The following is a 24,493-nucleotide window of genomic DNA, read 5'->3' on the forward strand; positions in this document are numbered from 1 at the left end:
GCCGTCACCGCCGCATGACTCCTTAAAGCCCTGTTTCCGTTCCCCCATTCTGGGTAAAGGACCCGGTAGGGGCAGCGCCGCCCGCGCTGCCCCGGCCAATTCCGGACGGGAGAGGGACAGATGGCTCAGATCGACCGCATAGCTGAACCATGGGGGACGCGGACGCCGTACGGCGCCGGGAATGAATGGCCGGTCCGGGTGGACAGCCACCTGGCCGAGGGGGTGGCCCCGGAAGACGTGGACGCCTGGGTGCAGACGGCGTCGCTGCTGCACTCCAACGGCGATGCCATGGACATTGCCGTCAAGGACAACCGGATTGTCGGCGTCCGAGGGCGGGCGGTGGACCGGGTGAACCATGGCCGCCTGGGACCGAAGGACCTGTACGGCTGGCAGGCGAATGCGTCGCCGGACCGGCTCACCAAGCCGCTGATCCGCGAGGGCGGGAAGCTGGTGGAGACGGACTGGGACACCGCAATGCAGCGAGTGGTGGACCGGTCGAAGGCGCTGCTGGCGGAGCAGGGCCCCAGCGCCATCGGCTTTTACACCACCGGCCAGCTGTTCGCCGAGGAGTACTACACGCTGGGGACCATAGCCCACGGCGGCATCGGCACCAACCACGTGGATGGAAACACCCGGCTGTGCACGGCAACGGCGGCCGAGGCGCTGAAGGAATCCTTCGGCTGCGACGGCCAGCCCGGCTCCTACACCGACGTGGACCACGCGGACGTGATCGCCCTGTACGGGCACAACGTGGCGGAAACCCAAACCGTCCTGTGGACCCGGATGCTGGACCGCCTGGCAGGGCCCAACCCGCCCAAGATCATCTGCGTGGACCCGCGCATGACCCCCGTCGCCAAGGCGGCAACCCTGCACCTGGCGCCGCGGCCGGGAACCAACGTCGCCCTGATGAACGCCATCCTGCACGAGATCATTACCAACGGCTGGGTGGACCACGACTACATCGCGGCGCACACAGTGGGGTTCGCGGAGCTGGAAAAAGAAGTCAAGAACTACCCTCCGGCCCTGGCCGCGGAAATCTGCGGTGTCCCGGCGGAGCAAATCTCGCAAGCTGCCAGCATCATCGGCCACGCCGAACGGCTCCTGTCCACGGTGCTGCAGGGCTTTTACCAGTCGAACCAGGGCACCGCCGCAGCGGTGCAGGTGAACAACATCAACATCATCCGCGGCATGCTGGGCAAACCGGGCTGCGGGATCCTGCAGATGAACGGCCAGCCCACTGCCGAGAACACCCGCGAGTGCGGGGCTGACGGGGACCTGGCCGCCTTCCGGAACTGGTCCAACGACGCCCACGTCAAGGATCTCGCCCGGGTGTGGAACATCGACCCCATGTCCATCCCGCACTACTCGCCGCCCACGCACGTCATGCAGATGATGCGCTACGCGGAGGACGGTTCCATCAGGATGCTGTGGGTCAGCGGCACCAACCCCGCCGTCTCATTGCCCGAACTGGCGCGGGTCCGCAGCATCCTTAAACAGGAGCGGCTGTTCCTGGTGGTGCAGGACATCTTCCTGTCGGAGACGGCCCAGCTGGCCGACGTCGTGCTCCCCGCCGCCACGTGGGGCGAAAAAACGGGGACCTTCACCAATGTGGACCGCACGGTCCACCTGTCCGAAAAAGCAGTGGACCCGCCCGGCGAGGCCCGGCCCGACCTGGATATCTTCATCGACTATGCGCACCGGATGGGCCTGGAGGACAAGGATGGCCAGCCGCTGATCAAGTGGCACGACCCCGAGTCCGCCTTCGAAGCCTGGAAGGAATGCTCCCGCGGACGTCCGTGCGACTACACCGGGATCACCTACGGCAAGCTGCGCGGCGGCTCCGGCATCCAGTGGCCGTGCAACGAGGAGAACCCGGACGGCACCGAACGCATCTACGCTGACGGCAAGTTCTGGGCCCACCCCGAATACTGCGAGACCTACGGCCGGGACCTCATCACCGGCGCACCCGTGGACCCCTCCGAGTACAAGGCCCTCAACCCGGAGGGCAAGGCCATCATCAAGGCCGCCGAATACATGCCGCCGCACGAGCTGCCCAGCCAGGAGTTCCCGCTCCAGCTCATCACCGGCCGCACGCTCTACCAGTTCCACACCCGCACCAAGACAGGCCGGGCGCCGGAACTGCAGGCGGCCGCCCCTGACGTCTGGGTTGAGCTGTCAGCGGACGACGCCGGCGCGTACGGGATTACCGAGGGGGACCTTGCGGAGGTGGAGACACCCCGCGGTTCCGTCCGTGCCAAAGTCCGGATCAGCGGGATCCGGAACGGGGTCCTGTTCCTGCCGTTCCATTACGGCTACTGGGATACCGACGGCGGGCACGAGCCTGACGGGGCGGGCCGGGCGGCGAACGAACTGACCATCACCGACTGGGACGCCGCATCGAAGCAGCCTATCTTCAAGACGGCAGCCGCCCGCATCACCCGCGTCTCCGGCCGCGACGGGCCATCGCCGGCGCCCACCACCACAGCCTCGGCGCCGGCAGGGGAGTTCCCGGACGAGGCCAGGACCAAGGGAATCGGATCCGCCCTGGCCCATGAGGCCACAGAGACGGCAGGAGGGGAACAATGAAATTCGGGCTGGTACTGGAGGAGATGCACCGCTCCGAAAACGACCTGGCGCACCACTTGCTGACTATCTCGGAGCGGCACAAGGTGGACCACGAGGTCTATCACTTGGCCCGGGACCTGGCGCGCTGGTCCCAGCAGCACGTCCGGGACATCGCGGACACTGCCAAGAATTACGGTCAGGACCTGGATCCGGAGCCCCGCGGCGAAATGGGGCTGATGGAGACCATCCGGGAAAAGGGCAGCGAGATGGTGGGCCGGCGGCCGGAAACCGGGATGCTGCTGCTGCGGGACCTGCGGGAGCTGTACCTGAAGGCCTGCGGCGTTTCGGCCGACTGGGAATTGCTGGCGCAGGCAGCGCAGGGGATGAAGGACAAGAAGCTGCTGGCACTGGCGGAGAAATGCCATCCGCAAACCATCCGGCAGATGAAGTGGGCCAACGGCAAGCTCAAGGAATCCGCCACCCAGGTGCTTGTCAGCTGAGAGTTCCGGGCAGCCAAGTTCCCCGTCAGCTATGTTCGCGGGCCGCCTGCAGGTGCGTTAACAGGGCCACCATCTGCTGGGCGGTCCAGGGCAGGGCCTTGCTCAGTTCGGCGCTGTTCTCGTTCCACATGCTGCGGGCGGCCGTCTTGGTGCCGTCGCTGCTGTGGAAGCGGGAGCCCAGCTCATCCCAGCGCCGCACCAGGTCCCTGGCCTCCGGGCTGCCGGCGGGGACACCGCCGTCGACCTGGCGCAGGCCCGCCTCAACCAGGCCGGCCCACTCGGTCCGTGACTCCTCCACGGCCTCCTGCCCCAATTCGGCCCGCCGCTCGTCGAGTTCGCGGCGCTGGTCCTCGGTGAAATAGTTTCCGAACATCGTCATCCCTTCCAGGACGGTCATGAAATAGGCGGGCTCGGCACGCCCGTGGCTGCTGATGCGTTCCAGCAGCTCCCGGACGGTCCGTTGCAGCTGCTCCAGCTGCAGCGCCTGATCGTCCAGCGCGGCCAGCTGCCGGAGCAGGAGCTCTTGCAAGGACCCGGGACCGTCCAGCGCTGTCGCAATCTGTGCGAGCGGCACCCCAAGGCTTCGCAGAGTCCGGATGCTGTACAGGCGCCGCAGGTCCTGCTCGGTGTAGCGGCGGTGGCCCGCAGCGGTCCGGACGCCCGCCCGGAGCAGCCCGATGCTGTCGTAGTGGTGCAGCGCCCGGACCGTCACGCCGGTTGCCGCCGCCAGCTCACCGACGCTCCATAGCGCTTCATCACGTTGTTCCATACCGACCACGGTAGATCCTGACGCCGCGTCAGGTTCAACCCCTGTGGAGGGGCATTTTCAGGGCAGCAGGGGCCCATGAACGGGGGTGCCGCAACCGGAACCCCCTGTTATCCCTCACATTCCTTGCAGTACTTCTTGCCGTCTTTTTCCCGGGCAAGCTGGCTGCGGTGGTGGACCAGGAAGCAGGACATGCACGTGAATTCGTCCGCCTGCACCGGCACCACCTGGATGAGGAGCTCCTCGTTGGAGAGGTCCGCTCCGGGCAGCTCGAAGCTGTCCGCGAGGTCCGTCTCGTCCACGTCGGGGGTGGCCTCCCGGCGGCTGGACTTGTCGGACTTCAGCTCCTCCAAGGCGACGTTCGGCTCTTCCTCGGGAGTCACCCGCGGAGCGTCGTAGTCAACTGACATGTGGTGGTTCTCCTGTCGACTTTCTTCTGGTTGTCCGGGACTGGATTCTAGACTGCCGTCCGGTTCCATTCCTGAACAGATCGACAACGCAGGGCCGGCCCAACAAATTCCCGTACCGACTACGGCTGCCTCGTGCTCCCGTCGAAGCCGTGGCTCAGCTGAAATCCGCGGCCGCCAAACGGGCGCACGCCTCCCACAGGCGCCGCCGCGCCTCCGGGTCCGAACCCATGCCTGGCGTGGGAAGTTGTTTCCGCTGTGCCCACAGCTTGCCGGTTACCGACCCCGTTTCCGGGGCTGTGGCGAGCCACAGCGGGGTGTCCGCGGCGCGCTCTGCCGTCTTCCCCAGCGTGTTCGTGATCCACCGGAACGGTCCGCCCACATCTTGAAGCAGCCCAGTGTTCCTCACCAGCCCCGGGTGGACGGCATTGACCACCACGCCTGTTCCCCGCAGGCGTTCGGCGAACTCCTGGGTCAGCAGGACCCGGCCCAGCATGGTGGGCGGCGTGGAACGGAGGAAGCTGTATTTCCCCGAGGCTGTCTGCAGGTCATCGAAGGGGATCTGGACGTTCCCGTACCTGGACGCGATATTGACAACCCGCGAAGGGAGGGCGGCGGTGGCACCGTTCCTGAGGTTCTCCAGCAGGAAGCCGGTGACCAGGAAGTAGGACATCACGTTGGTGGCGAAGGTGAGCTCCAGCCCTTCGGCGGTTTCATGGCGTTCCTTCCGGAACACGCCGGCGGCGTTGACCAGCACGTCCAGCCTGCCGTGACGGAAACGGAATGCGTCCATGGCGGCACGGATGGAGGACTGGAGCGACAGGTCGCAGGCGAGTGGCTCCAGGTCCGCGCCCGGGACCTGCGTCCGGATGTCCGCCATTGCCGCCTGGGCACGCGCCTCGCTCCGGCCGACGACGACGACAGTGGCACCTTCGCGGGCAAGGCCGGCGGCCACCGCCTGCCCGATGCCCCCGGTGGCGCCGGTCACCAACGCAATGCGCCCGTCCAGCCCTGCCATCTCATCGCCTCCAGAGGATCCACTCTTCCGGGACAATCCCAGCACTATTCGCGAGATCTGGCCAGAGCGTTCGGGGCAGCAAGCGGGCCTCCCCGAATGCCTATGCCGCTGCCGCGGCCCGCCCGCCCAGAACCTGCCGGGCTGGTGCCGAAACTTCTTGGGTAGGTAGACTGACCTACCTACCCAGGAGTCCCATGCCCACCACTGATGCAGTTCCCTCCCGCAGACCTGCCCGCAAGCTGCTGTTGGCGGCCGCGGCACGCTTGTTCTATGCGCAAGGGGTTGCCGCAACAGGCATTGACACCATCACCGCCGAGGCGGGGGTGGCGAAGAAGAGCCTCTACAACAACTTCTCGTCCAAGGCGGAGCTGGTGGCGGCGTACCTCGAAGCCCGGCACGAGGAGTGGCTGGCCCTGTACCGGAAAAGGGTGGACACCGCAGCATCTCCCGAGGAACGGGTGCTGGCAGTCTTCGACGCCTACCGGGACCACGCCAACTTCGCGTACGAGCACGGGTTCCGGGGGTGTGGCCTCCTCAACGCGGCAGCCGAACTGCCGGTAGGGAACGCCGGGCGGTTGGCCGTGCGGCATCACAAGGAAGAGGTCGAGGAACTGTTGGCGCAGCACCTCCGCGAACTGCTGCCGGACAATCCAGCACGCGCCGCAGGGCTGGCGCGCCACCTGTCCTTCCTGCTTGAAGGGGCCATGGCGCGCGCCGGCCTGGAGGGCGGGGACGCGTGCTTGCAGGACGCCCGGCTGATCGCCGGGCAGATGCTGGCAGCCCTGTAATGGCAAGCGCTGAAGCTGGAATCCCCGCCACCGGCGGCAGCTCAAACGCACCACTGTGGGGCGCCCTGTTCGTCGCCGCCGCGTCCGTCCTGTGGGGGACCACGGGGACCGCCGCCACGTTCGCCCCGTCCGTAAGCCCGCTGGCCATCGGCGCCGTCGCCATGGGCGTGGGCGGACTGCTGCAGGCGGCGCTGGCAGCGCGGCAGATCAGGCTGCAGCGGAAAGGCATCAGGCAGCGTTGGCGGCTGGTGCTGCTGGCAGCCGCGGCCGTGGCCGTCTATCCGCTGGCCTTCTACAGCTCGATGCACCTCTCCGGCGTGGCAGTGGGAACGGTCGTTTCCATCGGGTCCGCTCCCGTGGCGGCGGCGATCATCGAACGCTTCGCCGACCACAAGCCGCTGACGCGCCGGTGGACCATCGGCGCTGTCCTGGGCATCGGAGGCGCGGCGCTGTTGTCCTTTGCCGGACACAGCCCTGCAGGACTCAACCCGGCAGGCCACAACCCGGCGGGAGATGGCACCGGAACCGGCGGCACATCCGCCGTCGAATGGGCCACCCAATGGGCCTCCACTGCCGGCATCGCCCTGGGCCTGGTGGCCGGCGGAACCTATGCCCTGTACTCGTGGGGAGCGCACCGGCTGATTGCCGGCGGCGTCACGTCCCGGGCCGCGATGGGGAGCGTTTTCGGGCTCGGCGGGCTGCTGCTGATGCCCGTCCTGGCGCTCACCGGCGCCCCGCTGCTCGCGTCGTGGACCAACGCCTCGGTAGGCGCGTACATGGCGCTGGTGCCCATGTTCGCCGGGTATCTGCTGTTCGGCTGGGGCCTGGCGCGGATACGGGCGAGCACGGCCACCAGCATCTCCCTGCTCGAAACGGTGGTGGCGGCCGTCCTGGCGGTGCTGGTGGTGGGGGAGCGGCTTCCGGCACTGGGGTGGCTTGGCGCCGCCGTCGTACTCGGAAGCCTGTTCATCCTCAGCGTGCGCAGCCGACCCCGGCAGGGGGTCAGGTCAGCCGGTGGCCTGTTGCCGTCCGCTCCGGCCCGGGGCGGGGCGGTTCAGCAGGAGGCACGCGCCCAGCGCCAGCAGCAGGAAACCCACCACGACGGCGACCACCTCCTGGCTGCCGATGCCCGCCACGACGATCGCGAGCGCGAGCAGGCAAACAAGTGATCCTGCGATGAGTCCCGCCGGAATGCGGCGGGCAGGGTAACCGGAGAGCAGCTCCATTGCCAGATGGGGATCGTCCGCGATCAGTCCCAGCTCCAACTCCTTGAGCAGCCTCCGCTCTTCTTCGGACATTGGCATGGCATGCCCCTGGATTCCATGAGACGCGGCTATCGCTATTGACCGTAGGAGCGTTCCCGCGCAGAGTCAAGGGTCCGCGGTGCGCCTGGCTAACTGCCCGTCCGGGACGTCATACCGCAGCTCGTCGGCAATGACCCGGACACCCTTCGTGGGGACGTGCGCGGTCCGCTTGGCCGGCGGCATCAGGTGCTCCACCGGGGTGTCCGCCAGCAGCAGGCAATGGTCGGCGATGAGCCGGCGGTGGCACCGCCACCAAACGGTTTCGCTGCACATGATGGCGGTCTGCTGGTCCTGCGCGTCCGCCAGCAGTCCGGCCACGGCGGCCCTGAACTCGGGCGAGCGCATGTACCCCGCGTACGCGCGGAACGATTCATTCGGCAGCGCCGTGTCAGGGGAGTTGGACGGAAGCTTGCGGAAGCCGCCCAGCCGGCGTTCCCAGCGGTAGCTGATGCCGGCGGCCGGGAGCCACTCGGCCATGCTGTCCTTGCCGAAGTGTGGATACTTGCGGCTGCCGGGACCGATCCGGACGTCCACCAGGGATGCGACACCCGCCGCGGTGAGCAGCGCCATGAACTCCTCCTGGGAGGCGGTGCCGTGACCTACCGTGAACAGGGACTTCATCGAAGCCATATTAGGCGCGCCGGGCAGGGGATCTCGCTTATATTGAGGCATGGCCACCCCCGGTAGCGACGACGAGTTCGTCCAACTGCACGACCTGATTATCGGCAGCACGAACGTGGGCGGGTTCCTGACGGAGCTGTCCATCGTGGCGGCATCCACGCTCAGCGACGCCGCGGGCGTGTTTATCGAGTGCGGGGTGACCCTTCGCCGGCGCAAACGCACCGCCACCATCGCGGGCAGCAGCGAACGCGCCGCGATGCTGGACAAGCTGGAACAGGCCCTTGGTGACGGGCCCTGCATTGCCTCCTTGGAAAGCATGACGCCGGTGGTCCTGGGGGACGTGGCCACTGACACCCGCTGGCCGGAGTACCAGAAAGTGCTGGCCGACAACGGGTGCCGCAGCGTGCTGGGCGTTCCGCTGGCCCTGGACGAGAACCAGTCCGCAGCACTGAACTTCTTTTCCTCGGAGCCGAACGTCTATGCCCCGGCGGTGATCACCCGGGCCGAAGGGTTCGCGCATCTGGCCGGCCGTGCGCTGCGGCTGGCACTGAGGATCGCGGACGCCCAGAACCTGGCGGACGATCTTCGGGCCGCCATGCAGAGCCGCACCACGATAGACCTTGCCTGCGGCGTGATCATGGCGCAGAACCGGTGCACCCAGGAGGAAGCGATGGCCCTGCTGACCAAGGCGTCGAGCCACCGGAACCAGAAACTGCGGGACCTGGCCGGTGACGTTCTCGGCCGGGTCAGCAACGGAACGGTGAACACGCACTTTGATCCCTGAACCGTCCGTACCGGCTGAAGCACCTACGACACGCGGCCGCACCCGCCGGGCCCGGCCCGTGGTTTCGCCCCGGCGCCACCCTGCAATAATCTGATCCAACGGCTGTTCACTGGGGTGTAAGCGTCCGGTGCACAAGGCAGCACTGTAAGTTTCGGGACCATCACAGACGAACGAGGCGGACACCCATGACGGCAACAGATCAGCAGCACGCATCACGACCGGAAGTGCCCGCAGACCCTCCTGCCGCCCATGAGCCCGTGGATCCGCATCTGTTGCAGCAGCTGGCCGACGCGCACGGGGTGGGCACCTCCTTCCAGGGCTGGGACGGACTGCCCCACTCGGTGGCGGAGGAGACGCTGGTCAAGGTGCTGGCCGCCCTGGGCGTCGAGGCACGCACCAACGGCCAGATCGAGGCAGCCCTGGCGGAGGCGGAACTGGCGCCGTGGCGGCGGATGCTGCCGCCCGCCGTCGTCATCCAGCAGGGTGAGCCGGCGCAGGTGCCGGTCCATGTGCGGGACGGGGCCACCGCCAGCCTGACGGTCACCCTCGAAGGGGGAGCGGGATCACGGGAGGCAGTCCAGCAGGACGTCTGGGTGCAGCCCCGGGAGGTCGACGGCATCTCCACCGGAAGAGCCACTTTTTCCCTTCCGCAGGACCTCCCGTTGGGCTGGCACACCCTGCACGCGGAGTCTGAGGGTGCCGCAGCCACCGCCGCCCTGGTGGTGACACCGGCGCGGTTGGAAACAGCCAAACCGCTGGAGGACCGCCGGGGCTGGGGGCTCGCCACGCAGCTGTACTCGGTCCGTTCCAAGCGGTCGTGGGGCATCGGGGATTTCGCCGACCTTGCGGACCTGGCAGCCATCAGCGGGGCGCGCGGCGCCGACTACGTGCTGGTTAACCCGCTGCACGCCGCGGAGCCGGTTCCCCCGGTCCAGCCGTCCCCCTACTCGCCCTCCACGCGCCGGTTCTTCAACCCTTTGTACATCCGGATCGAGGCAGTACCCGAGCTCGCCTATCTCCGGCCGCGCAAGCGGGCCGCGCTGGAGAAGCTGCATGCCGAGGTCGCGGTGCTGAACAAGGAGGGTGAACGGCTGGACCGGGACGCCGTCTATGCGGCGAAGCTCCAGGCGCTGGAGATGCTCTACCACACCCGCCGTTCCCCGGCCCGCCAAGCCGCCTTCGACGAGTTCTGCCGGATTTCCGGCCAGGGGCTGGATGACTTTGCGCTGTGGTCCGCCATCCGTGAAGACCTTGCCCCTGGCGATCCGCTGTGGACCGACCCTGCCTGCGCGATTGGCACCCGGGAGGCGGAGGCGCTCCGGGAGAAGCTGGCGGACCGGATCGGGTTCCACCGGTGGCTGCAGTGGATCTGCGACGAGCAGCTCGAATACGCCCAGCACGCCGCACTGCGCTCCGGGATGCGCCTTGGCGTGGTGCACGACCTCGCAGTGGGGGTTGACCACAGCAGCGCCGACGCCTGGACGCTGCGCAGCGTGCTGGCCCCGGCCACCAGCGTGGGCGCGCCGCCGGACATGTACAACCAGCAGGGCCAGGACTGGGGACAGCCGCCATGGCACCCCACCCGCCTGGCCGAGGCCGGCTATGCACCGTTCCGCGACATGCTGGCCACGGTGCTGCGGCACGCCGGCGGCATCCGCGTGGACCACATCCTGGGCCTGTTCCGGCTCTGGTGGATCCCCGCCGGGAACGCCCCCGGCGACGGCGCCTACGTCCGCTACGACCACGAGGCCCTGATCGGCATCCTCGCCCTCGAGGCGCACCGCGCCGGCGCCGTGGTCATCGGGGAGGACCTGGGCACCTTCGAGCCGTGGGTGCGGGACTACCTTGCCGCGCGCGGCATCCTGGGGACGTCCATCCTGTGGTTTGAGTACGACGACGATTCGCCGCTCGCGCCGGAGAAGTACCGCACGCAGGCGCTCGCCAGCGTCAACACCCACGACCTGCCGCCCACCGCCGGCTACCTCGCCGGGGACCACGTCGCACTGCGGAGCCGGTTGGGCCTGCTGGAACGGTCCGAAGCGGAAGAGCGCGCCGAGCACAATGCTTCCCTGGAGAAGATGTTCGCCCTCCTGCGCGAGCGCGGTTACCTGCCCGGAGGGTCTGGGCCTGCCGGTGGGGAGGAACACACCATCGAAGCCCTGCACCTGCTGCTGGCGCAGGCGCCGTCGGTGCTGCTGGGCGTGGCGCTGGTGGACGCGGTGGGGGAGCGGCGGGTCCAGAACCAGCCCGGAACCACCGAGGCCCTTTATCCGAACTGGCAGGTCCCCCTGGGAGGCCCGGACGGCAAGCCCGTTTACCTCGACGACCTACCCGCCAACGGGCGGTTCAACGCGCTGCTCGCGGCGGTGGAGGGTGCCATGCACGGCCAATAACGGGGCCTGGCACAGCAACGCGGCACACCAGCAACGCGGCCCGCCGCCTTGGCGGGCCGCGTTGCTGGCGTTCTTGTCCCTAGCTGGCAGTGATGACGTGTGTGAAGTGGTCGTACCGGAAGGTGACCGGGCCGCCGTCGTGCTCAAACACGATATTGGCGCCGGGGGAAGCTCCTCCTGCCCCGTAGCTGACGTCCCATGCGCGGTTGAGGGCCGCCTTGAACTCGTAGCTTCCCGCTGCCAGGTCAGGCACGGTCAGCTTCCACACGAGGTCCGCCGGGTCCAGCGTGAGCTGTGCCTGGTCACAGGCGGGTTCCCAGTCCGAGGCGCAGCCCAGTTCGCTGTCCATGCTGCCGGCTGCGGCCACCGCCTTTGGCTGCTGCGACGCGTACACCGTGCTGAGGAGATGGGTGCTGTTGTCGTAGCGGAAAGTCACCTTGCCACCCGGGTGGTCCAGGACGATGTTCTGGCCGTTGAGCTGGCCGTCGGCACCGTAGTTCTCCTCCCAGCCGCCGTTGAGCGCGGCCTTGTATTCGTACTGCCCCGCCGGAAGGTCCACGGTCAGCCGCCAGATCCGGTCCGCCGGGTCGAGCACCATCTGCGCCTTGCCGCAGGACGGATCCCACTGCGCGCCGCAACCCATCGCCTGGTTGAGGCTTCCGGCCACCGCCACCGAGTCAGGCTGCGGGGCCTCTCCCACGGTGACCGTCCGGATCCCGCTGGTGACGTTGAAACCAGGGCCGGTCATGGCTGCCCGGTACCGGACGGCGGTGCCGTCTGCCAGGGCGGACACGTCGTCGGTGGCCGAGTACACGGGCGAAGAGTCATCCGTGCCCACGCCGGTCCACGCTCCGCCGTCCACGCTGCGCTCGAACGACACCACATGGCTGGACTTCTCCGGATCCGCGGTGGCGCTGAGTTCCACCTTGCCCTTCACGCTGCTGCCTTCCACGGGTTTCTGGAGGATCAGGACAGGCGCGGGAACGCTTGCCGTACGGCTCTGGCTGGTGGCGGTATGCCCGCCGTTGTCCAGCACGGTGGCCCGGTATTCCATCGGGGTGCCTGCATCCAGCGCGGCCACATCGTGGAACACCTGGTAGGGCGCGGTGTCATCCGTGCCGATCGGCTTCCAGTCCCCGCCTGCTGTCCTTGCTTCGAAGGTGACCTCGTAGAACGAAGCACCGTCGACGTCGGCCGCCACGTTGATGCGCCCGTTGTCGCCGGCTGCCGCCCCCGGCTGCTGGAGGGCGACGGCGGGAGCTTCCTTGGAGTGCGGAATCCGGCCTGACGATTCATAGACGACGGCGGAGAGCGGCGGGACGGTCACGGTCAGTCTGGCGTCCTCGGACGTCTTGACCTCGTCGGGGCCCTCGCCGTAGATGCGCGTGTAGCTGCGCTTGCCGATGTAGGTGGGGATTGCCGCGTTCTGGGCCTGGCCGCTGTTGTTCAGTGCTACGACGTACTCGCGCTGGTCCTTGGCGTCCGTGCGGGAGAACGCGTAGATGCCGGCCCCCTCCGCGGCGTAGCGGTGCTGGTGGGCACCGTTCCGCAGCGCCGGGTGCTCCTTGGTGAGGGCAGCCAGTTCGCGGATCTTTGCGTACAGCGGGTGCCCTGGGTTGAAGTTGTCCGTGGCGTGGGTGGCGTCCGTGCCCAGCAGGTCGTCGTCCAGGTAGTCCGGAACCTTGCTGGCGAAGAGGGTCTGGCGTGCGTCCTGGTCGCCGCCGGGGCCGGTAAAGCCCTGTTCGTCGCCATAGTAGACCACGGGGTTGCCGCGGGAGAAGTACATCAGCTCATGGGCCAGTTCGTCGCGTGCCACCTTCTCGGCGTCGGTTGCCCCTGGGTTGTCCTGGGCGATGAAACTGCCGATGCGGCCCATGTCGTGGTTGCCCAGGAAGGTGGGCAGTTCATAGACGTTGGAATCGGCATCGGTGTACCAGTCATCACCGGCAAAGAAGGCCTGCAGCGATTGCGCGGCCTGGCTCTTTGAAGCGAAGTTGCGGGCGGCGTCCTGGAAGGGGAAGTCCAGGACTGCCTGCATCTTGTTGCGCGTGGTGAACTGCGAGGTGAAGCTCTTGGTGGTGTCGAAGACTTCGCCGAACATGAAGAACTCGTCCTTGCCGTGCTCCTTGGCGTACGCCAGGACGTTGGGGCCGAACTCCTGCCAGAACTCGTTGTTGACGTGCTTCATGGTGTCGATGCGGAAGCCGTCCACGCCGAAGTTGCCAATCCAGGACTTGTAGATGTCCTCCATGCCTTTGACCACGGTGGGGTGTTCGGTGAAGAGGTCATCGAGGCCGAAGAAGTCCCCGTACATGGAGTCCTCGCCGGTGAAGGTGGTATCGCCACGGTTGTGGTACAGGGTGGGGTCGTTCAGCCAGGCGGGAACCTTGAGGTTCTCCTCGCCCGGTGCCGGGACGGGTTTATAGGGGAAGGACGTGTTCACGTCCAGCTGCGGGAACGTACCCGTGCCGGCGTAGTCGCGGTCATCGAACGCCTGGCCTGATGCAGTCTTGTAGGGGACGGCATCCTTCGACACGTAGCCCTTGCGCGCGCCCTCCTGGTACCCGATGACGTCCGCGGTGTGGTTGGTGATGATGTCGAAATAGACCTTCATGCCGCGGGCATGGGCCTCGTCGATGAGGGCCTTGAGCTCGTCGTTGGTGCCCAGGTGCGGGTCGATCTGCGTGAAGTCGGTAACCCAGTAACCGTGGTAGCCGGCCGACTTGTCCGCCGGCTGGACCGCCTTGTTCTTGAAGCTTGGGGTCAGCCAGATGGAGGTGGTGCCCAGGCCCTGGATGTAGTCGATCTTCTCCCGCAGGCCGGCAAGGTCGCCGCCGTTGTAGAAGCCCTTCCTGGTGGGGTCGAAGCCGGAGACCATCGGGTCGGTGCCCAAGCCGCCCTGGTCGTTGGCGGTGCTGCCGTTGTCGAAGCGGTCCGCCATGACGAAGTAGAAGTTCTCATCCGTCACGGGGCCGCGCAGTGAGTGCAGTGCTGCCGCGGCTGCCGGATCCGTCGAACCGGGACCCTTGGGGTCCGGCGCGGCGGCGGCAGGGAGGACGACAGTGGAGACGGCCACGGCGGCTGCCACGAGGCCGGCCGCCGAACGGACTGCGGCACGGCTTGGGATGAGGCGCGAGGGCACAGGACGTGTTCCTGCCGGCCTGGCCGGCAGCTGGGCGCGTGGGGGCGCGCCGGGAGGGGTGCGGAATAACAAGGGTGAGACCTTCCTGGGAAGCAGCGCTGCTGTACAGGCTTGCCGTTGATGTCGGGATGCGGCAGGAGGGTTCGAAGGGCAGCATGCTGTCTTGTGAACCAAGTCACAACTGTAAGCGCTTGCACTGGATTACTCCAGTGTTTAGGGAAGGTGTCTCGCTGTGGCAGGGCTGCCCTAAATGGCCGGTATCAGCGCGGTTGGCGAAGGCGTCCGGAGGTTGTGCAGCACCGGCCCGGGAAGACCTGTGGCCGGGTCGAGCGCGAACGTGGCGTCCCCGCCCAGGCAGATCTCCGCGGCGGAGTCTCCGTCCTGGCTGCCGCCGGCGGTGGCAGGTCCGCGGAAGATCAGTTCGTAGGTGCCCGCCTCGGGCCGGACCACGAAGACCTCCACCGAATATTCGGAGACCACAAAGACGTTGCCGCTGGGATGCTCCACCAGGTGCCGCGGTCCACAGCCGGATGGCAGCACTACTTCATGGTCCGCCACCAGACCGGTGCCCGGCACATAGTTCCAGATCCGGAGAACATCATGGCCGAGGTCGGTGGTCATGACGCGGCCATCCTGCAGCATCAAGCTGGCATGGGCCCGGCTTTGCCGGGGCCCGCCCGGGGCCAGGCCGGCATGCGGGTCAACCGATGGCGCGGCGGGGAACCGCCCAGTCATGCCACCTACGGCATCCAGTTCGTACAGGAGGACCTGGCCATCACCCCAGCAACTGGCCACCAGGAAGCGCGCGCCGGGATCGACGGCAACGTGGCAGGTGGCGTCACCGGCCTGCTGCGGTTCGCCGAAGGGTTCCAGGCCAAAGTCTCCGGTCCGGCGGTAGGCCTGTACTGTCCGGCCCTGTTCGGCTGCCGCGTAAACAATGGGCAGGGTGGGATGGGCGGCAAGGAACGACGGCGACTGGGCCTTGGTTGCCGTGCCCAGCCATTCGAGCCTGCCGTCCTGATGTGCCCGGACTGCACCGATACCGTCGGCACGGCCGCCGCCATCCGGGGTGTAAGTGCCGATCCACAAAAGGTGGTCGCTGATACGGGATGTCATGCTCACATCCTGCCAATAAAGACTGCGCATTCCTGCTCATCAGCCATTCCTGTTTGCGCCGGCGGAAGTTAGCATGGGCTTTCCAGCAACGGCAGAAGGAGGTGGGCCCGATTACCGCATCGTCAATCCCTGGTACTTCCTCCCGCTGCCGTCCGGAGAGCGTGGTTTAAGCAGCCTGAGGGTGCCCGGCGGCCCATCGAAAGGCGCTGTTATGCAATCCACTGAATCGTCACCTGCCCCGGCTCGCCCCACGGCGCGCTTTCTGTCCACACGTCCGGCCGCGCCCACGCCCTCCGCGCCGTCCATGCCGTTCCCGCCGCCCATGCCCTCCGCTACGCCCGCAGCTGCGGTTCCGCCCGAGCCATTGCTCTATTCCCGGATCGTCTCGCAGCTGCGTTCTGCCGGCTGTGTGTTCGCCGAGGAAGAAGCCAGTCTCCTGCAGGCTGAAGCTGCCGATCCTGCGGAACTGGCCGACAACGTCCGGCGCCGGGTTGGAGGGGTTCCACTCGAATACATCCTGGGCTGGGCGGAATTTGCAGGCCGGAGGATCGTGGTTGAGGCCGGAGTGTTCGTGCCAAGGCGGCGTACCGAACTGCTGGTCCATGAAGCTGTGGCCGTGTTGTCAGCCTGCGTGGTCCCGCCGGCCCCGGCTGTTGTGGACCTTTGCTGTGGATCAGGGGCCGTGGGAGCTGCCATCCTGCAGCGATTGCCGGGAGTGGAACTCCACGCCGCCGACGTCGACCCTGCGGCCGTTGCGTGCGCGCGACGGAATATTGAGCCATTGGGAGGACATGTGCACGAGGGCGACCTGTTCCGTGCCCTCCCGCCGGGGCTGCGTGGACGGGTCCAATTGCTCGCCGTCAACGCGCCCTATGTGCCGACAGAGGCCATCCGAACCATGCCACCCGAGGCGCGCCTGTACGAGCCTGCTCTCTCGCTGGACGGCGGGCCGGACGGTCTGGACTTCCATCGGCGGCTTGCTGCCGAGGCTACCGAATGGCTCGCACCTGGAGGCCGTTTGCTCATCGAAACGAGCGAGCGCCAGGCTGCCGGGACCGCCGCAATCCTGGTGGCAGAAGGGTTTGGTGTAAGGACGGTCCGGTCAGAGGAACTTGACGGAACCGCGGTTGTCGGAACGGTCGCTGGGCCTGCCGCAACTTACCTGTAGAGGCGCGACGTGCGCTCCAGCTTCGGCCCCGGGGTTCCTCTGGTCAACTGCACGGGGTCAATTGCACGGAATGGTGTGGACGGCAGGCCAGACGGGGTCAACACCTCCGACAAGGCTCAGCACACCCGTGTCGCCGTCCCACCGCAGCGTGTAGGAGCCGTCGGCTACTGGTTCATAGCCGTCATCGGTGATCCAGGAACGTGCCCGGGTTCCGATTCCGCCGAAGCCGACTCCGTACACAGTGCCGCCGCCGGCGAAGAGGAACGAATGCTCCCGCACCACCGCGCGGCAGCCGTTCCCGCCAGGAGGATCCAAGAGCCGGTAGCTGGCGCTCAGGTCGGCAAACGCAGCGCCCATGCAGACGAGGACCACGCCACAGCTGAGGATGCTGCGCAGCAGACGAACACGCGCCGCAATCGGAGGCGCAGTGGTGCGGCGGGCTGCTCGCCACGACACCATGCGGAGCACCACCGAAACGGCGAGCATGATGCCACTGACAGCCCAGAACGTCAGCACGGTCCCGCCGATAACTAAAAGCAGTCCGCAAAGATGCGCAACGGCAGCCATGGCCGCAAGCGCCAGGCATGCGACCTCCAGTCGGCGCCGTACGGCCGCGTATAAGGCGTCCTTAACTATTCCCCCGGTCCCCATGGGCTGTGAGTCTAGGCCGTGCCGATTGCCCTCCGCCGCCACTGGGCCGGCACGTCGCTCGCGCCAGAGCCGGGCCCATTCCCCGCCGAAGGGCGGTGAGGGCCCGCGGCACTTTCCGAACGAAACGGCTGCCCTGAAATGTTTTACCTGGACACAACATCCCTTGATCTCACCGTCGGCGGAAGGGCACTCCGGGTAATGACGTGGAAGCCTGCCCTAAACGGCTTCGCGATTACCTTCTAGCGGTTCGAAAAAACCACTCAATAATGAAAACCGGCCGGACTCCACACCGTTTATCGGACAGTCCCAGCTTGTAAGCCTGGCCGTACTCACTCCCGCTTGGTGGGCGGTGGCGGAGGTTTGAAGTAGTGGTTTTGCCGGGGTTTTCGGGCGGGATCGATGTGGGGCGGAGGAATGAAAGTTGGTGTGCCTTGGGTGGTGCTGATGCTCCACTGTTCCTTGTGGATGAGGTGATGATGGTGGCTACAGAGCAGGACGCCGTTGTTGGTACTGGTGGTTCCGCCTTGTGACCAGTAGGTGATGTGGTGGGCCTCGCACCAGGGTGCAGGGATAGTGCAGTTGGGGAAAGCGCAGCCTTGGTCGCGCGCCGTGATGGCGAGGCGCTGGGCCGGGCTGAAGAGGCGGGCTTTTCGACCGAGGTCGAGGATTTCGCCATGGGTGCCCAGGAGGGCGGGGATGATGTCTGCGTCGCAGGCGACTTTCCGCAGGGTAGCGGCCGCGACCGGTCCGGTGAACACAAAGGATCCCGTCCCTGTCCCTGTCCGGGGCCCGGTCCCTGCGGCTGTCCCGGCAAGTGCCGGCATGTCGACCCCTTGGCCTGTGTGTGACCGTGGACGGGACATGGTCCGCGATGTCCCGCCCGCATCGCCACCGGCGCTGGTGGCTGCCGTGCTGCGAGCATCGGGGAAGAGGTCTTGGTAGTCGATGGTGGCGATGATTTGGGGCCGGTTGCCACCGGTCGTTGGCAGGGTATTGGTGGCCAAAGCGGCTTTCACTGCGGTGACGATGCCGTCGAGTTGCTTCTGGGGGCGGGTGCGCCTGTCCAGGTCCATCCCGTCGGACTCGGGTGCTGGTCCGGGACTTGTTCCTGGATCTGCTTCCGGGTGGTTGCCAGTGTTGGCATCGCCCCCGCCTGGGTTGCCGGGTACGGACGTGCGGGGGTTGGTGGCCGTGTTCATGACGGTCAGCAGGTGTTCGTATTGATCGGTGGTGGCAAAGATCTCGACGTGGTGCAGGCCGTGGCGGGGTTTGCGGATGAAGGCGCCCTGGGTCTGGCGGAGAGCTTCTTCGGTGGGTTCAGTGCCGTCGGCATCGATGGTGTCCGCCCAGCGCTGCGCCAGGCGGGCGAGGAAATCGGGGTCGCTGGTGGCGGCCTCGGCAGTGAGATGCTGTTCGACCCGGTCCAGGACCTCCGGAGAGGCGTGGTGCTGGAGCCGGTCCAGGGTGGCGGTGATGATCGTCGCGGACTGAGAAGACACAGCCGGGGCTTCCACCCTCAAGCTTGCCGGGCCGCCGTCATGTGGACGCAGCTCCGAGGCGGGGGCAAGTGCGGCGGCGAGGTGTTCGCGGACGGGCGGTGTTGGTTCACCGGTGAGGGCAGCGCCGGGCAGGGTGTGGTGCGCGAGGGTGAGGCGGCGGCGGGCGTCCCGAATGGGGATCCGAAGGCAGGTCCGGAGGAACTCCGCGGTGTTCCTGCAACCGTCGTCGGCCGGCGAGGTCAGGGCTGGGCGGCTCGAACCGCTGGGCCAGCTGGTGTCCGTTTCGGTGACGTCATGCGTACCGTTCAAGGTTTCCACGCCGTTGGTGTTCCAACCGCTCATTCCGTGACGCCTGCGTCCGGCTGTGGCGGCCTCGGCGATAGCCTGCCCGCGGGTCCGGTCCACGGTGCCGGCCGAGATAATCTGCAAGCAGTCCACGCTCCGTGCGAGCTCTTCCACATGGGCAGCGTATTGGGCCGCCTCAACGTAGCTTGCCCCTGCCAGAAAGCTGGGAGCGGCGAGGGCCGCCGCCGCGAGCTGCGCACGCAGGCCATCGAGCTGAGCAGCGGCCGCGCTGTCTTTTGCCGCGCTGTCTCTTGCCGCAGTGTCTCTCGCCGCACTGTCCTTCGCCGCGCCGCCGGGGACGGCCTGAAGGCGGGGGAGCCGCGGCGGCCGGGCGCCGGCGTCGTACGCCTCCTTGAGCTGTTCCCCAATAGCCTCCATAGCCCAACTCTGCCAGCCGCCACTGACATTGAGGACCCACGAAAGCCCGTATGTGGAAAACCCGCACCCGGGCGGTGCTGCGTCCCTCAAGTGCTGCAGCTGCCCCTTAAATACTGCTGGCCTAAATACTGCTGGCCGCCGCGTCCCCCAAGGATCGCGGCGGCCAGCAAGGTATCAAGTTGTAACACACGGCCTGCACCAGCCTGTTGTCACAGACAGGGCAGGCGTCATATTCAGCACTGTGACGGTAATCAGGCCTTGCTGGTCCCGTCTGCGGTACCCAGGTTGGTGGTTTCCGGGTGGGTGCTGTGCGCGGGGATGTGGTCCTCGCCCAGCTCGCCCGTGCCGGCTGTTCCACCCGTCCCGGCTGTTCCGCCCGTCCCGGCGCCAGCGCCGGTGGGACCGGAGGTTTTCCCGGGGCCGGTCGAGCCGTCGCGGTGCATTGCGGAGCCGATCACGGTGCCTGCCCTGCGCGCCGCCTCACCCAGCTGGTCTGCAACCTCGGGCGCCTTCTCCTTGATGGCACCTGTGGCCACAGCTACTTTGTCCTGAACCGGCTTGCTGTCCCAAACGCTGGCGGCACGGGCCTTCAGCTTGTCATATGCCGCACGGCCGGACCGCGAACCGAGGACGTAGCCAGCGGCGATGCCAACACCCAAAAGAAGCTTGTTTTTCATCATGAACTCCTGCTCCGCGAGAAGGTTGTCAGTTGTGGCCGGGGCACCTGGTGCCTAGCCGGAGAAATGGAAACCGGCCTGGGGAATGGTGTCCCCAGGCCGGTTTCCTGGCAATGCCCGAGCAGTTATCCGCGAACGCTGCGCTTGGTGACCATGCCGTAGATGGCGAGCACGATCAGCGAGCCGACGATCGCCAGCAGCCAGGTCTGGATCGAGAAGAACTCCTGCAGTCCGCTGCCGAAGATCATTCCACCCAGCCAGCCGCCGAGGATGGCGCCAACGACGCCCAGGATCAGGGTGATGAACCAGCCGCCACCCTGCCTGCCCGGGAGGATCGCCTTAGCGATCGCACCGGCAATAAGTCCGAGAATCAGAAATGCAATAAATCCCATTTTTTCGCTCTCTTCCTAGGTAAAGGAGGCCCCCATGTTCCGGAGGCACTTCATCCTTCTGGCTCAATAGTAATCATGCTTACTATCTGTTTGCCAACCCCGTTTGAGGAAAAAAGCCCAGTTCAAGGATGCCTTAGTGTCCCGTACGGTCCGAATCATTGCCCGCCCCGGGACCCTCGTCGAGGACCGCAAGTTCCGCTAGATCCTGCCGATCCAGGGCGAAATCGAACACCTCCAGATTCTCCCTCATGCGCTCGGGAGAAGCACTCTTGGGAATCGTTACCAATCCGTTTTGTATATGCCACCGCAGGACCAGTTGCGCCGGTGTTTTGCCGTGTTTTTCCGCCAGCTGGGAAAGAATTGGAGCGCTGAGCAGCCCGGCTCCGGAGCCACCCAGGGGGCTGTAGGATTCCGTGACAATTCCATGCTTTGCGTGGAATTCCCGCTCCGTCTCCCGGGTGACCGCCGGGCTTAGCTGGACCTGGTTGACCGCAGGCACCACGTCCGTTTCCGCCATCAGTCGCTCCAGGTGGGCGGGCTTGAAGTTGGACACCCCGATCGACCGGACTTTCCCCTCCGCCTGGAGCCGCTCGAACGTCTGCCAGGTGGAGATGTACTGATCCCGGCCCGGAAGCGGCCAGTGGATCAGCAGCAGGTCCACGTAGTCCAGCCCCAGGCGCTCCAGGGACCCCTCCAAGCCGGCAACGGCGCGGTCGTGGCCCTGGAATTCGCCGTCCAGCTTGGTGGTGACGAAGAGCTCGCTGCGGTCCAGGCCGCTGGCCCGGATGCCGTTCCCCACGCCCCGCTCGTTGCCGTACTTCACGGCGGTATCGATGTGCCGGTACCCGGCTTCGAGGGCTTGTACGACGGCGGTCGCCACCTGGTCGTCGTCCAGCGGCCAGGTGCCAAGGCCCAGCTGCGGGATGCTGTGGCCGTCATTGAGTTCGATGAGCGGTGCAAGTGTCATGCGAACAGTCTTCCGGGCCGGTGCACCGGGGTCCACCCCTAGCTGCCGCTGGAATCCTCAGCCAGTTTCCGCTTCAGGATCTTTCCGCTCGGCCCCAGCGGGAGTTCGGAGAGGAGCCTGACCACCCTCGGGTACTTGTATGCGGCGAGCTGTGAGCTGGCAAAGTAGATCAATTCGGCTTCGGAAACGGTGGCCCCGGCGTCCAGCACAATGGCCGCCTCGATCTCCTGGCCATGGACATCATGCGGAATTCCGTAGACGGCGGCGCTGACCACCTGTGGGTGGGTGAGCAGGACTTCCTCCACCTCCCGGGGATACACGTTGAATCCGTTCCGGATAATCATGTCCTTCTTTCGGTCGACGATGGTGAGGTAGCCGTCGTCGTCCTTTGTCCCGAGGTCACCGCTGCGGAACCATCCGTCCACCACTGCCTCAGCCGTAGCCTCCGGCCGGTTGAGGTAACCCTTCATCAGCAGGTGCCCGCGGATGACGAGCTCGCCAAGCTCGCCGTTGGGCAGCAGTTCGATGCGCTCCACCACCTCGGGCCGGGCAATGTCAATGTCGACGCCCCAGATCGGTACTCCGATGGTTCCCGGCCGCGGCGGCGTGCCCACATGGTTGAAGGCGGCAACCGGGGAGGTCTCCGTCAACCCGTAGCCCTCGTGGATCTCCACGCCGAAAACGTCGCGGAACTTGTCCATCACTGCCAGCGGAAGGGAAGCTCCGCCGGAGATGCCGTAACGCAGGGCGGCGGGCCGGTCGGGCACCGTCTTCGCTGCCTCCAGCAGCGCCACGTACATCGTGGGCACTCCGAGGAAGATGTTCACGTTGTGCCGGGCCAGCAGCTTCAGGGCGTCCTGGCCGTTGAAGCGCGGCATCAGCACGATGGTGGCGCCGGCCCGCAATCCGGTATTGAGGACCACCGTCTGGCCAAAGGTGTGGAAGAGCGGCAGGCCGCCGAACAGGACGTCGCCGGGCCGGAAGTCCATCACGCTGGTCAGCAGCACCGACGTCTGTTCCACCAGGGCGAAGTGGGTGCCCAGTGCACCCTTCGGCTGGCCGGTGGTGCCGGAGGTGTAGAGGATTGTTGCGGTGGCCGAAGGGCGGCATGGCTCGTAGGTGCGGATCGGCTCGGCGCCGGCAGCCTCGGCTTCAAGCCGGGGAAACCCGCCGTCGTCCGAAGCCATGACCGTCAGTACGTCGACACTGGCCTCTTCCGCACCGGCCGCTCCCTCCGCCAGCAGCGGCGCCGCGCACACCAGCAGCCGGGCGCCGCTGTCCCGGAGGACGTACTCGATTTCACGGGCCTTGAGCAGGGCGTGAACCGGAACCACGATGGCACCCAGGGACAGGATGGCGTAGTAGACCCGGGCGAAGTCCGGAACGTTGGGAATCAGGACGGCGACGGCGTCACCCGGGCCGATGTCACGCGCGCGCAGCGCTCCCGCGTAGGCGCGGGCCTGGTGCCACAGGTCCCTGTAGCTGACCTCGTCCCCGCCGGCCACGAGGGCGATGCTGTCCGGCGTCCTGCGGGCGGATTCAGCCAGGACGGCGGCGACGGAAATCGTTGCGAATCCCTCGGCGGAGTTGTTGTGGGTCATGGCCTGCTTCTTTGGTGGGAGGTGCATTCTTGGGGGCTCAGGCGAAGGCAGACGTGCCGGTGATTCCGCGGCCGATGATGAGGGCCTGCATCGTCTCGGTGCCTTCATAAGTGTGGATCGCTTCGATGTCGGCGAGGTGCCGTGCCACGCGGTTTGCCAGCAGGATGCCGTTACCGCCCAGCAGGTCGCGGGCATTGGAGGCGATGCCCCTGGCGATGCGGGTGCAGGTGTACTTCGCCAGCGACGCCTGCTCGGGGGTGAGTGCCCCGGCCTCGTCCAGCCGCGTCATCTGGACCACCATCAACTGCATGGTGGCCAGCTCGCTGAGCATCCGGGCCAACCGCTCCTGCACGATCTGGGAGGCAGCCAGCGGCCTGCCAAACTGGCGGCGCTGCCTGGCGTACTGGACGGCGGTTTCGTAGCAGGCGGTGGCATGCCCGACGGCGGACCAGGCCACGCCCAGGCGCGTCGCCAGCAGCACGCGCGCTGTGTCCTTGAAGGTGCGCGCCCCGGGAAGGACGTTCGCATCCGGAACAAAGACGTTCTCGAGCCGGATATGCGCCTGCCAGATGGCGCGCAGGGCCAGCTTCCCCTCGATCTTCGCGGCGGTGTAGCCGGGGGAATCCTGGGGGACCAGGTAGCCGTGCACCTGGCCGTCTTCGCCGCGCGCCCACACCACGGTGACGCCGCCCACGGATCCGTTGCCGATCCATTTCTTCTCACCGTTGAGCAGGAAGCCGCCGTCCGTCCGGGTTGCTGTGGATTCCAGCGCCACCGAGTCCGAGCCGTGGGTGGGCTCGGTCAGGGCGAAGGCTGCGTATTCCTTTCCGCTGGCGACCGCGGGCAGCCAGCGTTCTTTCTGGGCCGCGGAGCCACATTCGGCGATCGACCGGAGGGCCAGGCCGCCCTGGACGGCGATCATGGTGGCCACGGAGCCGTCCCCGCGGCTGATTTCCATGTTTACTAGCCCGGCGGCCATGCTGCTCATCGGGGCGAACCCGTCCACCGTTACGCCGTCACGCAGCAGGTCCTGCTGGCCGAGCCGCTCCAGCAGGTGAAGCGGATACTCGCCGCGTTCCCAATAGCCGTCGATGACAGGGAGGACGTCGTCCTGGACGAAAGCGCGTGCCCGGTCCCAGTAAGCGCGGTCCTCACCGCGAATGCCGGCAAAGACGGAGGCTGGATCGGTGCCCAGCGCCTCGGTCACCACATAGTGCGGTTCCATGGTTCCGGCGGGAAACCCGTCCGGAAAGCTGGTCTCGGCCACACCCAGGCCGGGAGACGTCGTCGTCATATCTGCATCCTCTGGATCTGCGGTGAACCGTGGGCACTAACCGCGATTGAAGGTGTGGCTGGGACCACACCGGTCAAGGATGCACTGAAACGCAGTTCCACGTCAAGGCACTGAGTG

The 24,493-nt window shown here is 66.8% G+C and carries 20 protein-coding genes and 2 pseudogenes; 8 read left to right on the top strand and 14 right to left on the bottom strand.

The annotated features are described in order from the left end of the window. Positions 1 to 120: 120 nt before the first annotated feature. Complete coding sequence (locus AC3IMC_RS11240) at positions 121 to 2,586, top strand: molybdopterin oxidoreductase family protein (RefSeq protein ID WP_490918637.1); 2,466 nt, start codon at positions 121 to 123, stop codon at positions 2,584 to 2,586. Then, complete coding sequence (locus tag AC3IMC_RS11245) at positions 2,583 to 3,065, top strand: hypothetical protein (RefSeq protein WP_490918638.1); 483 nt, start codon at positions 2,583 to 2,585, stop codon at positions 3,063 to 3,065. The genes AC3IMC_RS11240 and AC3IMC_RS11245 overlap by 4 nt, the downstream gene beginning before the upstream one ends. A gap of 25 nt (positions 3,066 to 3,090) precedes the next feature. Here AC3IMC_RS11245 and AC3IMC_RS11250 read toward each other — a convergent pair whose 3' ends face one another. From AC3IMC_RS11250 to AC3IMC_RS11260, 3 genes are all read right to left on the bottom strand, one after another. Beyond that, positions 3,091 to 3,834: a MerR family transcriptional regulator gene (locus tag AC3IMC_RS11250; RefSeq protein WP_490918639.1), complete on the bottom strand. Its 744-nt coding sequence runs from the start codon at positions 3,832 to 3,834 to the stop codon at positions 3,091 to 3,093. Between the two features lie 107 nt (positions 3,835 to 3,941). Further along, complete coding sequence (locus AC3IMC_RS11255) at positions 3,942 to 4,241, bottom strand: DUF4193 domain-containing protein (RefSeq protein ID WP_490918640.1); 300 nt, start codon at positions 4,239 to 4,241, stop codon at positions 3,942 to 3,944. Positions 4,242 to 4,395: 154 nt separating this feature from the next. Further along, positions 4,396 to 5,256, bottom strand: coding sequence for an SDR family NAD(P)-dependent oxidoreductase (locus tag AC3IMC_RS11260; RefSeq protein ID WP_490918641.1), 861 nt, complete (start codon positions 5,254 to 5,256; stop codon positions 4,396 to 4,398). A gap of 194 nt (positions 5,257 to 5,450) precedes the next feature. On the opposite strand from AC3IMC_RS11260, the gene AC3IMC_RS11265 reads away from it, so the two are divergent. Further along, positions 5,451 to 6,044, top strand: a complete 594-nt coding sequence (locus tag AC3IMC_RS11265; protein ID WP_490918642.1) for a TetR/AcrR family transcriptional regulator — start codon at positions 5,451 to 5,453, stop codon at positions 6,042 to 6,044. Next, positions 6,044 to 7,213, top strand: coding sequence for a DMT family transporter (locus AC3IMC_RS11270; protein ID WP_490918643.1), 1,170 nt, complete (start codon positions 6,044 to 6,046; stop codon positions 7,211 to 7,213). The genes AC3IMC_RS11265 and AC3IMC_RS11270 overlap by 1 nt, the downstream gene beginning before the upstream one ends. Here the strand turns inward: AC3IMC_RS11270 and AC3IMC_RS11275 are convergent. Together AC3IMC_RS11275 and AC3IMC_RS11280 are read right to left on the bottom strand one after the other, a co-directional pair. Then, a pseudogene (locus tag AC3IMC_RS11275) lies at positions 7,169 to 7,348 on the bottom strand (DUF3040 domain-containing protein); the annotation flags it as partial. The gene AC3IMC_RS11270 and the pseudogene AC3IMC_RS11275 overlap by 45 nt on opposite strands. Positions 7,349 to 7,414: 66 nt before the next feature. Beyond that, positions 7,415 to 7,969, bottom strand: coding sequence for a DUF488 domain-containing protein (locus AC3IMC_RS11280; RefSeq protein WP_490918644.1), 555 nt, complete (start codon positions 7,967 to 7,969; stop codon positions 7,415 to 7,417). Between the two features lie 49 nt (positions 7,970 to 8,018). Between AC3IMC_RS11280 and AC3IMC_RS11285 the strand changes: the two genes are divergently transcribed. Next, positions 8,019 to 8,753, top strand: coding sequence for a GAF and ANTAR domain-containing protein (locus AC3IMC_RS11285; RefSeq protein WP_490918645.1), 735 nt, complete (start codon positions 8,019 to 8,021; stop codon positions 8,751 to 8,753). Between the two features lie 185 nt (positions 8,754 to 8,938). Next, the gene (gene malQ / locus AC3IMC_RS11290) at positions 8,939 to 11,146 is read left to right on the top strand and encodes a 4-alpha-glucanotransferase (protein ID WP_490918646.1); all 2,208 of its coding nucleotides are present in this window, start codon (positions 8,939 to 8,941) and stop codon (positions 11,144 to 11,146) included. A gap of 79 nt (positions 11,147 to 11,225) precedes the next feature. Here malQ and AC3IMC_RS11295 read toward each other — a convergent pair whose 3' ends face one another. Beyond that, positions 11,226 to 14,288, bottom strand: coding sequence for an alpha-amylase family glycosyl hydrolase (locus AC3IMC_RS11295; RefSeq protein WP_490918647.1), 3,063 nt, complete (start codon positions 14,286 to 14,288; stop codon positions 11,226 to 11,228). 246 nt (positions 14,289 to 14,534) lie between these two features. Continuing rightward, the gene (locus AC3IMC_RS11300) at positions 14,535 to 15,404 is read right to left on the bottom strand and encodes a lactonase family protein (RefSeq protein ID WP_490918648.1); all 870 of its coding nucleotides are present in this window, start codon (positions 15,402 to 15,404) and stop codon (positions 14,535 to 14,537) included. A gap of 322 nt (positions 15,405 to 15,726) precedes the next feature. Between AC3IMC_RS11300 and AC3IMC_RS11305 the strand changes: the two genes are divergently transcribed. Next, positions 15,727 to 16,572: a putative protein N(5)-glutamine methyltransferase gene (locus tag AC3IMC_RS11305; protein ID WP_490918697.1), complete on the top strand. Its 846-nt coding sequence runs from the start codon at positions 15,727 to 15,729 to the stop codon at positions 16,570 to 16,572. A gap of 57 nt (positions 16,573 to 16,629) precedes the next feature. On the opposite strand, the gene AC3IMC_RS11310 is transcribed toward AC3IMC_RS11305, so the two are convergent. Then, positions 16,630 to 17,139: a hypothetical protein gene (locus AC3IMC_RS11310; protein ID WP_490918649.1), complete on the bottom strand. Its 510-nt coding sequence runs from the start codon at positions 17,137 to 17,139 to the stop codon at positions 16,630 to 16,632. A gap of 170 nt (positions 17,140 to 17,309) precedes the next feature. Here AC3IMC_RS11310 and AC3IMC_RS11315 point away from each other — a divergent pair. Next, a pseudogene (locus tag AC3IMC_RS11315) lies at positions 17,310 to 17,466 on the top strand (IS256 family transposase); the annotation flags it as partial. 86 nt (positions 17,467 to 17,552) lie between these two features. On the opposite strand, the gene AC3IMC_RS11320 reads toward AC3IMC_RS11315, so the two are convergent. The 6 genes from AC3IMC_RS11320 to AC3IMC_RS11345 form a co-directional block, all read right to left on the bottom strand. Then, complete coding sequence (locus AC3IMC_RS11320; protein WP_490918650.1) at positions 17,553 to 19,445, bottom strand: HNH endonuclease signature motif containing protein; 1,893 nt, start codon at positions 19,443 to 19,445, stop codon at positions 17,553 to 17,555. A 251-nt stretch (positions 19,446 to 19,696) separates the two neighbouring features. Next, the gene (locus tag AC3IMC_RS11325; RefSeq protein ID WP_490918651.1) at positions 19,697 to 20,122 is read right to left on the bottom strand and encodes a YtxH domain-containing protein; all 426 of its coding nucleotides are present in this window, start codon (positions 20,120 to 20,122) and stop codon (positions 19,697 to 19,699) included. A gap of 125 nt (positions 20,123 to 20,247) precedes the next feature. Continuing rightward, positions 20,248 to 20,514 (bottom strand): GlsB/YeaQ/YmgE family stress response membrane protein, encoded by a 267-nt coding sequence (locus AC3IMC_RS11330; RefSeq protein WP_221385279.1) that lies wholly within the window; start codon positions 20,512 to 20,514, stop codon positions 20,248 to 20,250. A gap of 133 nt (positions 20,515 to 20,647) precedes the next feature. Beyond that, entirely contained in the window at positions 20,648 to 21,481 is an 834-nt protein-coding gene (locus AC3IMC_RS11335) for an aldo/keto reductase (protein ID WP_490918652.1), read from the bottom strand. Between the two features lie 38 nt (positions 21,482 to 21,519). After that, positions 21,520 to 23,082 (bottom strand): long-chain-fatty-acid--CoA ligase, encoded by a 1,563-nt coding sequence (locus tag AC3IMC_RS11340; protein ID WP_490918653.1) that lies wholly within the window; start codon positions 23,080 to 23,082, stop codon positions 21,520 to 21,522. A 37-nt stretch (positions 23,083 to 23,119) separates the two neighbouring features. Next, positions 23,120 to 24,376, bottom strand: coding sequence for an acyl-CoA dehydrogenase family protein (locus AC3IMC_RS11345; RefSeq protein ID WP_490918654.1), 1,257 nt, complete (start codon positions 24,374 to 24,376; stop codon positions 23,120 to 23,122). Positions 24,377 to 24,493: the final 117 nt, after the last annotated feature.

It is taken from the genome of Arthrobacter sp. E70 (assembly GCF_058266945.1).

Bases quoted from the DNA above. Each gene is read 5' to 3' on its own strand.
- AC3IMC_RS11240 (WP_490918637.1), top strand. From the start codon at position 121: ATGGCTCAGATCGACCGCATAGCTGAACCATGGGGGACGCGGACGCCG.
- AC3IMC_RS11245 (WP_490918638.1), top strand. From the start codon at position 2,583: ATGAAATTCGGGCTGGTACTGGAGGAGATGCACCGCTCCGAAAACGAC.
- AC3IMC_RS11250 (WP_490918639.1), bottom strand. From the start codon at position 3,834: ATGGAACAACGTGATGAAGCGCTATGGAGCGTCGGTGAGCTGGCGGCG.
- AC3IMC_RS11255 (WP_490918640.1), bottom strand. From the start codon at position 4,241: ATGTCAGTTGACTACGACGCTCCGCGGGTGACTCCCGAGGAAGAGCCG.
- AC3IMC_RS11260 (WP_490918641.1), bottom strand. From the start codon at position 5,256: ATGGCAGGGCTGGACGGGCGCATTGCGTTGGTGACCGGCGCCACCGGG.
- AC3IMC_RS11265 (WP_490918642.1), top strand. From the start codon at position 5,451: ATGCCCACCACTGATGCAGTTCCCTCCCGCAGACCTGCCCGCAAGCTG.
- AC3IMC_RS11270 (WP_490918643.1), top strand. From the start codon at position 6,044: ATGGCAAGCGCTGAAGCTGGAATCCCCGCCACCGGCGGCAGCTCAAAC.
- AC3IMC_RS11280 (WP_490918644.1), bottom strand. From the start codon at position 7,969: ATGAAGTCCCTGTTCACGGTAGGTCACGGCACCGCCTCCCAGGAGGAG.
- AC3IMC_RS11285 (WP_490918645.1), top strand. From the start codon at position 8,019: ATGGCCACCCCCGGTAGCGACGACGAGTTCGTCCAACTGCACGACCTG.
- malQ (WP_490918646.1), top strand. From the start codon at position 8,939: ATGACGGCAACAGATCAGCAGCACGCATCACGACCGGAAGTGCCCGCA.
- AC3IMC_RS11300 (WP_490918648.1), bottom strand. From the start codon at position 15,404: ATGACATCCCGTATCAGCGACCACCTTTTGTGGATCGGCACTTACACC.
- AC3IMC_RS11305 (WP_490918697.1), top strand. From the start codon at position 15,727: ATGCCCTCCGCTACGCCCGCAGCTGCGGTTCCGCCCGAGCCATTGCTC.
- AC3IMC_RS11310 (WP_490918649.1), bottom strand. From the start codon at position 17,139: ATGGCTGCCGTTGCGCATCTTTGCGGACTGCTTTTAGTTATCGGCGGG.
- AC3IMC_RS11320 (WP_490918650.1), bottom strand. From the start codon at position 19,445: ATGGAGGCTATTGGGGAACAGCTCAAGGAGGCGTACGACGCCGGCGCC.
- AC3IMC_RS11325 (WP_490918651.1), bottom strand. From the start codon at position 20,122: ATGAAAAACAAGCTTCTTTTGGGTGTTGGCATCGCCGCTGGCTACGTC.
- AC3IMC_RS11330 (WP_221385279.1), bottom strand. From the start codon at position 20,514: ATGGGATTTATTGCATTTCTGATTCTCGGACTTATTGCCGGTGCGATC.
- AC3IMC_RS11335 (WP_490918652.1), bottom strand. From the start codon at position 21,481: ATGACACTTGCACCGCTCATCGAACTCAATGACGGCCACAGCATCCCG.
- AC3IMC_RS11340 (WP_490918653.1), bottom strand. From the start codon at position 23,082: ATGACCCACAACAACTCCGCCGAGGGATTCGCAACGATTTCCGTCGCC.
- AC3IMC_RS11345 (WP_490918654.1), bottom strand. From the start codon at position 24,376: ATGACGACGACGTCTCCCGGCCTGGGTGTGGCCGAGACCAGCTTTCCG.